The sequence below is a fragment of the uncultured Azohydromonas sp. genome, assembly GCF_937926365.1.
Classification (GTDB): domain Bacteria; phylum Pseudomonadota; class Gammaproteobacteria; order Burkholderiales; family Burkholderiaceae_C; genus Azohydromonas.
On record NZ_CALAOH010000169.1, the window covers coordinates 19,064 to 31,350 of the forward strand.

Annotated in this window: 12 protein-coding genes; 2 read left to right on the plus strand and 10 right to left on the minus strand. The window is 70.9% G+C overall.

Going from position 1 to position 12,287, the window contains the following annotated elements:
* Positions 1-13 precede the first annotated feature (13 nt).
* The 10 genes from Q0741_RS17735 to Q0741_RS17780 all read right to left on the minus strand — a co-directional run bounded on the left by Q0741_RS17735 (position 14) and on the right by Q0741_RS17780 (position 9,936).
* Entirely contained in the window at positions 14-790 is a 777-nt protein-coding gene (locus tag Q0741_RS17735; protein WP_298234519.1) for an ABC transporter ATP-binding protein, read from the minus strand.
* Positions 787-1,677 carry an IclR family transcriptional regulator gene (locus Q0741_RS17740; RefSeq protein WP_298234520.1) on the minus strand — a complete coding sequence of 297 codons (891 nt, stop codon included), beginning with the start codon at positions 1,675-1,677 and terminating at the stop codon, positions 787-789. Before Q0741_RS17740 ends, Q0741_RS17735 begins: the two co-directional genes overlap by 4 nt.
* Positions 1,678-1,973: 296 nt before the next feature.
* Positions 1,974-2,414 carry a type IV pilin protein gene (locus Q0741_RS17745; RefSeq protein WP_298234521.1) on the minus strand — a complete coding sequence of 147 codons (441 nt, stop codon included), beginning with the start codon at positions 2,412-2,414 and terminating at the stop codon, positions 1,974-1,976.
* Positions 2,415-2,579: 165 nt separating this feature from the next.
* Entirely contained in the window at positions 2,580-3,215 is a 636-nt protein-coding gene (locus Q0741_RS17750; protein ID WP_298234576.1) for a histidine phosphatase family protein, read from the minus strand.
* Between the two features lie 37 nt (positions 3,216-3,252).
* The gene (locus Q0741_RS17755; RefSeq protein ID WP_298234522.1) at positions 3,253-3,885 is read right to left on the minus strand and encodes a YbhB/YbcL family Raf kinase inhibitor-like protein; all 633 of its coding nucleotides are present in this window, start codon (positions 3,883-3,885) and stop codon (positions 3,253-3,255) included.
* Positions 3,886-4,025: 140 nt separating this feature from the next.
* The gene (locus tag Q0741_RS17760) at positions 4,026-4,349 is read right to left on the minus strand and encodes a DUF1840 domain-containing protein (RefSeq protein WP_298234523.1); all 324 of its coding nucleotides are present in this window, start codon (positions 4,347-4,349) and stop codon (positions 4,026-4,028) included.
* Positions 4,346-5,602, minus strand: coding sequence for a class I SAM-dependent methyltransferase (locus Q0741_RS17765; RefSeq protein WP_298234524.1), 1,257 nt, complete (start codon positions 5,600-5,602; stop codon positions 4,346-4,348). Before Q0741_RS17765 ends, Q0741_RS17760 begins: the two co-directional genes overlap by 4 nt.
* A 184-nt stretch (positions 5,603-5,786) precedes the next feature.
* Positions 5,787-8,000 carry a bifunctional diguanylate cyclase/phosphodiesterase gene (locus Q0741_RS17770; RefSeq protein WP_298234525.1) on the minus strand — a complete coding sequence of 738 codons (2,214 nt, stop codon included), beginning with the start codon at positions 7,998-8,000 and terminating at the stop codon, positions 5,787-5,789.
* Between the two features lie 44 nt (positions 8,001-8,044).
* The gene (locus Q0741_RS17775) at positions 8,045-9,391 is read right to left on the minus strand and encodes an HD-GYP domain-containing protein (protein WP_298234526.1); all 1,347 of its coding nucleotides are present in this window, start codon (positions 9,389-9,391) and stop codon (positions 8,045-8,047) included.
* Between the two features lie 110 nt (positions 9,392-9,501).
* Entirely contained in the window at positions 9,502-9,936 is a 435-nt protein-coding gene (locus Q0741_RS17780) for an Lrp/AsnC family transcriptional regulator (protein WP_298234527.1), read from the minus strand.
* Between the two features lie 118 nt (positions 9,937-10,054).
* Between Q0741_RS17780 and Q0741_RS17785 the strand changes: the two genes are divergently transcribed.
* Entirely contained in the window at positions 10,055-11,188 is a 1,134-nt protein-coding gene (locus Q0741_RS17785) for a saccharopine dehydrogenase NADP-binding domain-containing protein (protein ID WP_298234528.1), read from the plus strand.
* Between the two features lie 205 nt (positions 11,189-11,393).
* Complete coding sequence (locus Q0741_RS17790) at positions 11,394-12,227, plus strand: IclR family transcriptional regulator C-terminal domain-containing protein (RefSeq protein ID WP_298234529.1); 834 nt, start codon at positions 11,394-11,396, stop codon at positions 12,225-12,227.
* Positions 12,228-12,287 lie beyond the last annotated feature (60 nt).

Below are 12,287 nucleotides of genomic sequence, written 5' to 3' on the forward strand. Positions count from 1 at the left end.
TCGGTGCGTTCCATCAGTGCGCTCCCTGCAGTTCGACGTTGGCGCTGCCCATGTAGGCCTCCACCACCGCCGGGTTGGCCGAGACCTGCGCGTACGGCCCCTCGGCCAGCACGGCACCGCGCTGCAGCACCGTGATGGTGTCGGCGATGCTGGAGACCACGCTCATGTTGTGCTCCACCATCAGCACCGTGCGGTCGGCAGCCACCTTCTTGATGAGCTGTCGGATGCGGTCCACGTCCTCGATGCCCATGCCCTGCGTGGGCTCGTCCAGCAGCATCAGCCGCGGCTCCATCGCCAGCGTGGTGGCGATCTCCAGCGAGCGCTTGCGCCCGTAGCTCAGCTCCACCGCCGGCAGCTCGGCATAGCGCTGCAGGTCCACCGCGTGCAGCAGCTCCATCGCGCGCTCGTTGAGCACATTGAGCGAGCGCTCGGAGCGCCAGAACTGGAACGAAGGCCCCAGCTTCCTGCGCTGCAGCGCCACGCGCACGTTCTCCAGCACCGTGAGGTGCGGGAACACGGCCGAGATCTGGAAGGAGCGGATCACGCCGCGGCGTGCCACCTGCGCCGGCGCCTCGCGGGTGATGTCCTCGCCCTCGAAGAAAATGCGGCCCGAGCTGGGCTGCAGGAACTTGGTGAGCAGGTTGAAACAGGTGGTCTTGCCTGCGCCATTGGGGCCGATCAGCGCGTGGATCGTGCCGCGACGCACGCGCAGGTTGACCTTGTTGACCGCGACAAAGCCCTTGAACTCACGGGTGAGGTCCTGGGTTTCCAGGATGTATTCGCCGCTCATGCGCCGACTCCTTGCTTGTCGATGTCCGGGCGAGCCGGCGGCACCGAGCCACCCAGCCGCTGCGTGAGCTCGCGCGCCGTGCCCAGCACCACTTCCAGGTGCCGAGCACTGGCATCGGTGCCGAGCATGCTCTTGTTGATGCACACGCCCACGCCGGCCACGGCCTGGCCCGAGGCGTCGAACACCGCCGCGCCCATGCAGTACACGCCCTCGCGCACGCCTTCGTCGTCGATGCTGTAGCCGCGCTCGCGCGTGGCACGCAGCTCGCGCTTGAGCGCCGCGCGCGTGAGCGGCCCCTTGCCCGACATGCGCGGCAGCGGGTCCGCCGTGAAGAGCTGCGCCAGCCGCTCCGGGCTCTGGTGCGCCAGCATCGCCTTGCCCGTGGCGGCCAGATGCGCCGGCAACCTCATGCCCACGTTGAAGGCCAGCCCCAGCGGACGCCGTCCGGGACGCGCCGCCACGTACACCACCTCGGTGCCGTCGAGCACCGAGAGGATGATGGTCTCGTCGTGCGCGCCGCCGGCCGCGGCTTTCCACAGCGCGTTGAACTCGTCCGTCACCTGCGTCCCGGCCACGAAGGCCTCGGCCAGCCCCATCACGCGGGCACCGATGAGGAAGGCACCGTCGGGCTGGCGGCGCAGGTAACCGAAGTTCAGCAGCGTGTTGCACAGCCCATGCACGCTGCTCTTGGGATAGCCCAGCTCCGCCGCCAGCCGCGCCAGTGTCAACGGCGTGCGCGACTGCGCGATGCGTTCCAGCAACGTGAGTGCCCGTGCAACGGCCGGCACCAGTGGCGCATGCGGCAACGCTGCGTCACCCGAGCCCAAAGCCGCGGGACGAGCGGCGGCACGGCGCGCGCGGTTGGCGATGACGGCGGGGTTGTTCAACTGGCTGAATGCAATTCAATAGACGGAACCGGATGGTCCGCACTCGCTGCTCACCTGTCATCAACGTCAGCACCAAACCGCGGGAATGTCCTGTTGGGGGAAACCCTGTCAAAAACCTGGGGGCATATGTGATGCTTTCCACACCCGGCGGTGCAGTGCACTTCCACGTTGCGTGCGAAATCACACTGAAGAGGGAAGCGAGTTCCCCCATCAAGGTGATGGCAAGTGCGCACGGACTGCGGTGGTCTGCCGCAAGTCAGTCGCTACGGGGCGCCACGTGGTGCGGCGCGCAAGCTTCAGCGGCTCCAGCAATCCGACGGCGTGCGCACCGCGCTGCCGTGGCGCACCGTGACCGCCAGCGTGGTGCAGCCGGTGTCGCCGGCCTGGCTACGGCCCGCCACGGCGACGGCCGTGACGGCATAGCCGGCGGCGCCGGCATCGGACAGCGTGAGGGTGTAGTAGCCGTCCGCGCTGGCATCGCTCAGACCCAGCCCCTGCGGCGGTGGCGCGGCCAGCTCCGCCGCGTAGCCGGGATGGGCGCCGCGCCAGCGCTCCTGCGCCTGCTCCACCTGCATCAGCGCCACCACCGCATCGGTGCGGCGGCTCTTGCGCACCTGCGCCATGTAGGAGGGATAGGCCATGGCGGCCACCACCGCGGCGATGGCCAGGGCCACCATGGCCTCCACCAGCGTGAAGCCCGCGCCGGCGGGTCCTTGGGTTGCGTTTGCGTGCGCCATCACCGCAGTGTGTGCGCGCGATCGACGCGACGGCTATGGCACGAGGCCTGCGGACCCCCAGGCGTGCGTCAGTAGAACTTCGGGTGAGCCTGGCTCACAGCGGTGCAGACGTTGCGCCCCCGACCCGGAGCCCACCGCCGCGGGCCGCGGCGGTGGCCGTGGCGCTCAGGACAGCTCGTCCAGCGCCGGACGCGCCAGGTGCGCGTCGTCACTCCAGCCCACGAGCATGAAGCCCTGCGGCGTGTGCAGCAGGCGGTTGAGCGTGGCATTGCCGACCTGCCAGGTGCGCGGCGCCTGCAGCTCCAGCCGCGTGGCGGCACGGTAGAGGCAATCGAGCACGCCACCATGCGAGACCAGCGCGATCGACTGCCCCGGGTGGCGTGCCGCCAGCCGTGCCGCCGAGGTCACGCAGCGCTCGTAGAACTCGCGCAGCGTTTCCCCGCCCTCGGGGCCGAAGTCGGGATCGCGCCGCCGCCAGCGCAGGCTTTCCTCGGGCCAGCGCTGCTCGATCTCGTCGAAGCGCAATCCCTCGAAGCGGCCGAACAGCCGCTCGCGCAGCCCCGGCTCGGGCTGCACCGGCAGCCCGACGGCCTGCGCGAAGGGCGTGGCGGTTTCGACGGCCCGCCCCAGGTCGCTGGCATAGACGGCGTGCAGCGGCTCGTCGGCCAGCGCCTGCGCCAGGCACTGGGCCTGCCAGCGCCCGTTGGCGTTGAGCGGGATGTCGGTATGGCCCTGGATACGCGTATCGGCGTTCCAGTCGGTTTCGCCGTGGCGGATGGCAATGATGCGGGTAGGTTCCAGGAGAGTTTCCTTTGCAGCGCGGGCTGCGCGGCGGCGCTCAGGGCTGCGCCAGCAGCCGGCGGTTGAGGGTGTAGGTGCCGCTGAAACGGGCTTCGGCCAGCACGTGGGCGGCCAGCGCCGCGCGCGCCTGCGCGCCGGTGAAGGCGCCTTCCACCGACAGCCGCGGCACCGACAGTGCATAGAGGGTGAACACGTAATGGTGCACCAGCGCGTCGTTGAAGGGCGGGAAGGGGCCGTCATAGCCGAAATAGTTGCCGGCCATTTGCGCGTCGCCCGCGAACCAGCCGGTGTAGTCGTTCAGTCCCTGGCGCGCGCCGTGCGGCGCCGCCGGCCCGGGCTTGCCGCGGGCGGTGAAACCCTGGCTGAACTGGCCTTCACCGATTGCGGTGAGCGTGGGCGGTAGGTCCACCAGCACCCAGTGGAAGAAGTCCACGCGCGGCAGCTCGGCGGGCACTTCGCGATCGGGCTGGTTGACGTCGTCGCCGCGGCTGGGCACGTCCGGATCGTGGCAGATCAGCGCCAGCGAGCAGGTGCCCGCGGGCACGTCGCTCCAGGCCAGGTGCGGGTTGAGGTTGCCGGCAAAGCCGACGCCCTCGCTGTCGATGCGCCCGGCGGCGTAGCGCTCGGGAATGCGCGCGCCGTCGGTCCAGCTGTCGCTCCAGAGTTTCATGACGCTTCTCCTCGTTTTTCGATGCAGGGGGGAACATGCAGGCACCACGCGCCCAGCGACCCCGAGCCGGCCCGCAGGACGTCCGCGGCCACGCGCCAGGCTGCCGCCGGTGCGGGCCCGGCGCAGCGCGGCTGCCGGGGCTACACGCCCCAGACGATCGGGTAACCCGCCGCCTGGGCGCGCTTCATCATTTCCACCAGCGGCCACACGCGCTGGCGCAGGCTGACGGTCTCGCGCGGGGGCAGTTGCTGTCCTTCGGCCGCGGCCTCCGCCTCGGCCTGCGCGCGCGCGGCCTCCTCCGCCGCAACGGCCTGCTCCAGCAGCTGGCGCAGCCGGGGCATGTCCTCCACCTCGAAGATGCCCTGGGCAGCGGGTTCGCGGCCCATGATCCGCAGCAGATGGTCCCCGTTGACGCCCAGCATCACCACGTCGCCCGTCGCCTTGGACTTGAACTTGTAGATCATCGCTTGGCCATGTAGTCGCGGTTGAAGGGATAGCCGGATTGTGCGCCGCGCATTGACCCGGCGCAGACGTCGCCGCTGGGCCGGCTGGCCAGCATCTGGTGCAGCGACAACCAGCCCTGCTCGAAGCTCGCCGCGCTGCCGGCCAGGTACAGCCGGTAGGCGCGCACCACGCGCTCGCCGGCCAACTGCTCCGCCTGCCCGCGCCGTGCCTCCAGCGCGTCGGACCAGGCCCACAGCGTGCGCGCGTAGTGCGGGCGCAGGTTCTCGGTATCCACCATCTCCAGCCCCGCGTCGGCCATCTCGCGCAGCACGTGCGACACGTGCAGCAGCTCGCCGCCAGGGAAGATGTAGCGGCCGATGAAGTCGCCGATGCCCGCGCCGAGCTGGCGGTTGCGCGTGCCGCCGGCGGTGATGCCATGGTTCATCAGCAGCCCGCCGGGCTTGAGCAGGCGCTGGATCTTGGCGAAGTACACGGGCAGGTTGGCGCGCCCCACGTGCTCGAACATGCCCACCGAGGCGATCTTGTCGAAGGGCTCGTCCTCCGGCAGCGCGCGGTAGTCCAGCAGTTCCATGCGCACGCGCCCGCGCAGCCCGCGCTCCTCGATCAGCCGGTTGACGTGCGCGTGCTGGTTCTTCGACAGCGTGATGCCGTGGGCGCGCACGCCGTAGTGCTCGGCCGCCCAGAGCAGCAAGCCGCCCCAGCCTGCGCCGATGTCCAGGAAGCGCTCGCCCTCGCGCAGCATGAGCTTGCGGCAGATGTGGTCGAGCTTGGCCTCCTGCGCCTGCGCCAGCGTCATGCCGTCGTCGCGGAAGTAGGCGCAGGAGTAAACCCGGCGCGGGTCCAGCCACAGCGCGTAGAAGTCGTCCGAGACGTCGTAGTGGAACTGCACCTGGCGCGCGTCAGCCGCGGGCGTGTGGCGCGACGCCAGCGCCCGGCCCGCATCCAGCAGTTCACGCCAGGCGTGCAGCGGTGAGCGCGACTTGCGCCGCGTGGGATCGCCGCCGATGAGCTGCACCGCCAGCTGCATCACGTCGCGCGGCGCGCCGCCGATGTCCAGGCGGCGCTCGACGTAGTCCTCCGCCACGCGCCCGATCTGGCCTGTGGCCAGGTCGGCCAGCGTGCGCAGGTCCTGCAGCACCAGCGTCACGGCCGCCTGCAGCGGACCCAGCCGCCGCCCGCCGGGCAAGGTCACAGCCAGCGGTGGCTCCAACGCGGAAATCTTGCGTTCAACCAGGGCTTCGATCGTCGTCATGGCGCGCAGAGGAAATTCGTGGAGGGTGAATTCCATCCTGGGAGAAAGCGCCGGGCGCTGCAATGTGCACGCCATGCCATACCACCCGCGCACGGGTGAAACGAGCCCGCCCCCGTTGGGGCCGGACCACAGTGCTCATCCTCGCAAACCCCGGGGGTGCCGGCCGCGCCGGCGGCCGGCCGCCTCAGCCGATGAGCCGCTGTTGCAGCAGCTCCGGCTCCAGCGCCGGGGCCCACAGGTAACCCTGCCCCTCGTGGCAACCCGCGCGCGCCAGGAACTCGCGCTGCGCCTCGGTCTCCACGCCCTCGGCGATGACGTTGAGCTCCAGTGCCCGCGCCATCTGCACGATGGCGCGCACGATGGCGGCATCGCTCTCGTCGCCGGGCAGCCCGCGCACGAAGCCGCGGTCGATCTTGAGCTTGTCGATGGGAAAGCGCTTCAGGTAGGCCAGGCTGGAATAGCCGGTGCCGAAGTCGTCCACCGCCAGCCGCACGCCCAGCGCAGCCAGCGCCTGCAGCCGCGACAGCGTCTCCTCCGCGTCATGCAGCAGGATGCTCTCGGTGAGTTCCAGCGCCAGCAGCCGCGGCGGCAGCGACGCCGCCTCCAGCGCCGCCTGCACCTGGTCCACGAAATAAGGTTGCTGGAACTGCAGCGCCGAGACGTTGACCGCCACGGGCACCTCCCAGCCCTGGCTCAGCCAGTGGGCCGCCTGGCTCACCGCCTGCGTCAGCACCCACTCGCCGATAGCCACGATGAAGCCGCTGGTCTCGGCCACGGGGATGAACTCGGTGGGCGGGATGTCGCAGCCTCGCTCGGGGTCGTGCCAGCGGATGAGCGCTTCCACGCCCATGAGCCGCCCGCTGTCCAGGTCGTGCTGCGGCTGGTAGGCCAGGCGAAAGCGCTTGCTCGCCAGCGCCAGCCGCATGGCGTGGTCCAGACGGATGCGCGAGCGCGCATCCAGCGGCTGCTGCACCGGCAGGTGCAGTCGGTAGCCCGCGCGGCCTCCGGCCTTGGTGCGCTGCATGGCGTTCTCGGCATGGCGCAGCAGGTCGTCGGCGCAGGCACCGTCGATGGGATGCACGGCAATGCCGATGCTGCAGGTGAGCGTGAACTCCGAACTGTCGAGCGTGAGCGGCCGCGCCACCGCCTCCAGCGCGCGGGCCGCGGCCAGCTCCGCGCCGTGCCTGTCGCAGCCGCGCACCAGCAGCGCGAACTGGTCACCGCCCAGCCGCGCCACCACGTCGCCCTCGGGCACGCACTGCTGCAGCCGGTCGCGCATCTCGCACAGCACGCGGTCGCCGCCCTGGTGGCCCAGGCTGTCGTTGACGTGCTTGAAGTGGTCCAGGTCCAGCACCAGCACGGCGAAGTGCTCGCCGCCGGGCAGCGCATCGGCGGCGGCGCGCGCCACCGCGTCAGCGAACTGGGCGCGGTTGGCCAGCCCGGTGAGCGCGTCGGTGCTGGCCAGGCGCTCGATGCGCTGGTCGGCGGCGATGCGCTCGCTCAGGTCACGGAAGGAATACACCCGCCCGATGGGGCGGCCGTTGACCCACTGCGGCAGCGTCACGCGCTCAATCACCTGGCCCGAGCGCAGCCGCAACAGGTCGCTGGCCTGCATCAGTACCGCCTCGCGCACCGCGTCCAGCCGCTGCTGGTAGCGCACCGGATCGATGACGCTGCGGCGCATCCAGTCGTAGACGGCGGCGTCGTTGCCGTCGTGCAGCAGCGTCTCGGGCAGCGCCCAGATCTGCGCGAAGCGGCGGTTGAAGCTGCGGATGCGCCCGGCCAGGTCGGTGACGAGGATGCCGTCGGCGGTGGACTCCAGCGTGGCGCGCAGCTGCGCTAGCAGTTGCTCGCGCTCCTGCTCGGCCTGGCGCTGCGCGCTGTGGTCCTGCAGCGCCACCATGTACAGCCGCGGCGGCAGCGGGCGGATGCGCCGCGTGAGGTAGAGCGTGGTGCCATCGGCGCGCTGCAGCAGCGTCTGCGAGCACAGTTCGGTGGCGGACGCCGGCGGCTCGGCGGCAGCCTCGACCCAGAAGGCGAAGTCCTCCGGCGTGGGCAGCAGCGTGCCGGCGCCGGCGCCCAGCACCTGCGCGCGCTGCAGCCCCAGCAGCTGCAGCGCCGCCTCGTTGACGGCGCACACCCGCTGCGTGTCGGCCTGCACCAGCCACACCGCCTCGTTGAGGTTTTCGATCAGCAGCGTCCAGGCCGCCAGCAGGCCCACGCTCTCGTCTTCCTCGCCGGCGGCGCCGGCCAGCAGCGCCAGCGCCTCGGCCGCCGTCCGCTGCGAGGCCACGGCCGGCACCTGGGCCGGCGCGTCAGGCGCCGCGGCCACGCCCGGCCTGCCCGGAGCGGCCACGTCCCGGGTCGGGCTGCACGGCAGCGGACCGCGTGCCTTCATGCACGCCACTCCGGCACCAGCGGCGCCGGGCCCGCATCGAAGAACTAGGCCACGCGCTGGTGCGGACAGAGGTACTGCTGCACCTCGCGCGGCAGCAGCGCCGGCTTGAGGCTGCGCCGGATGCCCAGCCCCGGCGCATGCTCCAGGTCCAGCACCGTCGCCTCGTCGCGCGGCACGCTCGGGTCGAACACCAGCACCCGCGGCTTGAGCGGGCGCGCGGCGTTGACGCCGCTCACCAGCGCGTAGCGCTCGTCGGTGAGCTGCACTACCGAGCCCGGCGGGTACACGCCCATCATGCGCACGAAGGCGCTCACCAGCATTTGGTCGTACTTGGTCTGGCCTTGCGTGTACAGCAGCGACAGCGCCTCGTGCGGTGTGAGCGCATTGGCCGGCAGCGGCGGGTTGCACAGGTTGTCGTAGCGGTTGACGAGACCGACGATGCGCGCGGCCTGGGTCAGCCGCGCCAGCTCCAGCTGCTGCGGGAAACCGCTGCCGTCGGCCAGCTCGTGGTGCTGGCCGATCACCAGCATCACTTGCGCACTCAGCCCCATGCGGCGCCCGTGCAGCACGCCCAGCGCCACATGCTCGCGATAGAGCTTGAGCTCGGCCGCGGTGAACTGCTCGTCGAGCGTGCGCACGCGCTCGGGCAGGTACACCTTGCCGACGTCGTGCAGCAGCGCGCCCAGCCCCAGCACCTGCAGCTCGGACTCGGGCAGGTTCAGCAGCCGTCCCAGCAGCAGCGAGATCACGGTCACGTTGAGCGCATGCGCCGAGCTGCGGTCGCCTGCACCCTCGGTGAGCAGCCGGATGCAGCTCTCGGGGTCGCCCAGCATGCGCTGCAGCAGCTCGCTGGTGAGCACCTCGGTACGCTCTCGCGCTTCCACGGGCTCCCCCGCGCGCAACAGCTCGCTGGCCTCGCGCAGGCCGCGGATGGCGTCGCCGTAGCAGCGCTCGCACTGTTGCTGGGCCGCACGCTGTGCCGCCAGCAACTGACGCCGCTGGTGCCGTGCCATCTCCTGCTCGGCACTCAGGGCGGCCGTGGCGGCATCGGCCGCGTTGCCGGTTTTGGCTTCGGCCTCAGTCGTGAACACAGCTTCCGCCTCTGGCACCGCTGGGGCCACGCTCTCCGGCACGGGCTCCGCGGCCGCGTCCTCGGTCTCGTCTGGATCGCTGCCCACGGCGGCGGCAGAGGCCGCAGGGCGCTGCAGCACGCTGCGCAGCGGGTCCCAACGCACACGCTGCAGGCCCAGGCCGCGGATGGTGTCGATCTGTGCCTCGCTGCTGATGACGAAGCTGCCTCGCGGAAACGGGTGCGAGATCCAGCTCAGATCGAGCTGGACGTACATGCCCGGCCGCAGGTCGCGGACGTCGATGGTTTGAAAAGACGACATCAGGTTCAGCACGCCGACAGCCGTCGCGCGGCATGCGCGCCAGCCGCTGGGCGTTTTCAGCTATGTCGTCTTTGTCGGCTGCGGTGGCCCAGACTTAAGCTTGGCGGCGATCAACGCTGAATGCGCGTGGACAGGACGATGGCCGACATGGTTCGCTCCACGCCCTGCAGCGCGCCGATGCGGTCAATGAGCGCGTCAAGCTCGCCGATGGAAGCGGCCGAGAGCACGGCGATGAAGTCGAAGGGACCGCTCACCGAGTGCAGCAGCCGCAGCTGCGGCACGCGGCGCAGTGCCGCCTCGATGGCGCCGCCCTGCTTCGGCGCGGCCGTGATCAGCACGTGCGCCTGCACCAGCGGGCCTTCGGCCTCCTCGTTCACCACCACCGTGTAACCCGCCACCACGCGGCGGCGCTCCAGACGCTGCAGCCGGCTCTGCACCGTGGTGCGCGACAGCCCCAGCCGCCGCCCCAGCTCGGTGGTGCTGGCACGGGCGTTCTCGCGCAGTAGCGCCAGCAGTGCGCGGTCGGTGTCGTCGAGCTCGGCCATGCGCCGAATCTATACGGCAAAACGCCGAAAAGCCGTCAGCATTTCGTCGCCTTGTGGGCTGCCTGCTGCAGCGCAAGCGGCCACCATGTCCCGCATGACCCGTCAAGGAGGACGCGCGATGAAGGACGTTCTGGTACTGGGTGCCGGCCGTGTCGGCAAGGTCGCGGCGCAGTTGCTGGCCGATTCGGGCGATTACCGCGTGACGCTGGCCGACCGCAGCCCCGGCGCGCTGCAGGACTTCGGCCCGGCCTCGCTGCGCCGGCACACGCTGCAGGTGGACGCCGCCGATCCCGCGGCGCTGGCGGCGGCGCTGCAGAGCCGCTTCGCGGTGCTCAACGCCTTTCCCTTTGACTGCGCCGCCACGGTGGCCGAGGCCGCGCGCGCGCAGGGCGTGCACTACCTGGACCTGACCGAGGATGTGGCGGCCACACGCCGCATCAAGGCGCTCGCCGCGGACGCCGGCACCGCCTTCATTCCGCAATGCGGCTTGGCGCCGGGCTTCGTCTCCATTGCCGCGGCCGACCTGGCGCGGCGCTTCGAACGCCTGGAAAGCCTGCGCCTGCGCGTGGGCGCCCTGCCGCTCTACCCCAGCAACGCGCTGGACTACAACCTGACCTGGAGCACCGAGGGTCTGATCAACGAGTACATCCAGCCCTGCGAGGCCATCGTCGAGGGCCACCGCGCCGAGGTGGCGGCGCTGGAAGGGCTGGAGCAGTTCAGCCTGGATGGCGTGCGCTACGAGGCCTTCAACACCTCCGGCGGCCTGGGCACGCTGTGCGAGAGCTTCGAGGGCCGCGTGCGCGAGCTCAACTACCGCAGCATCCGCTACCCCGGCCACGGCCAGCTCATGAAGGCGCTGCTCAACGACCTGCGGCTGCGCGAGCGCCCGGCGCTGCTCAAGGAAATCTTCGAGCACGCCATTCCCGCTACCGACCAGGACGTGGTGGTGATCTTCGTCACCGCTACCGGCTGGCGCGACGGCCGGCTGACGCAGCACAGCCTCTCGCGCCGGGTGCTGGGCCGCTGGACCGGCAGCGAGCCGCGCAGCGCCATCCAGATCACCACCGCCGGCAGCGCCAGTGCGGTGCTGGACCTGCTGGCGCAGGGTCGCCTGCCGCAGAAGGGTTTCATCCGCCAGGAGCAGATCGCGCTGGACGATTTCCTCGCCAACCGCTTCGGCAGCGTCTACGCCGACCCGGCCAGCGACGGCCAGGCGCCCGGGACGCCCTCGCCGATGCAACTGGCTGCCTGAGCCCCGCCTCTTTCCCGTCCCAAGGCGGCCGTCCCGATGCGGACGGCCGCTTTTTTGTGCCATCGCTTGACATAAGGCATGTGCGCATAGCGCACAAACCCGCCTGTGCCCTGACGACAGTGGGGGGCGGAATGCCTACATTCCGCGTACTGAAACGTGTTCGACACCGGGCCACGCAACCCGGTGAAGCCCCTGGAGACAAGCCATGGCCGCCCGCCGGTCCCCCGCCACCACCGCCGCCGCATCCAGCGCGCCCGACGAGACGGTCGAGCCGCAGGGCGCGCCCGTGCGACAGCGGGACCTGGTGGCCGGGCTGGACAAGGGGCTGCAGGTGATCGAGGCATTCGACCAGGAGCGTCCGCGGCTGACCATCAGCGAGGTGGCGGCGCGCACCGGCCTCACGCGTGCCGCGGCGCGGCGCTACCTGCTGACGCTGTGCCACCTCGGCTTCGCCAGCCAGGACCGCAAGCTCTTTGCCCTCACCGCCAAGGTGCTGCGGCTGTCGCAGAGCTACATGCACTCGGCGAGGCTGCCGCGCATCGTGCAGCCCGAGCTGATGAAGCTCTCGCGCGAGCTCAAGGAAGCCTCCTCGGCCGGCGTGCTCGACGGCAGCGACGTGCTGTGCGTGGCCGCCACCAGTGCCGGGCGCGCGATCTCCAGCACCCTGCAGCCCGGCACCCGCGTGCCGGCCTGGTGCACCGCCAATGGCCGCGTGCTGTTGGCCGCGTGGCCACAGGAGGCCGTACAGGAGTGGATCGCGCAGCAGGCGCTGCAGCCGCGCACGCCCCAGACCCTGACCGACCCGCAGCGCCTGGCCGCCGAGATCGAGCAGGTGCGCGAGCGCGGCCATGCGGCGGTGGACCAGGAGTTCGAGCCGGGGCTGCGCACGGTGTCGGTGCCGCTGCTGAATTTCCGCGGCGAGACGGTGGCCGCGCTCAACGTCAGCGTCCATGCCTCGCGCATGGAAATGGACGAACTCCAGGAGGCGGCATTGCCGCCCCTGCGCCAGGCACAGGCGCATTTGCGCCAGATTCTTTGACCCCCGCGCGGCGGCCGTTCCTGCCCGCGCCTTTCCTCCCGGACAGACTGAAGGAAACCA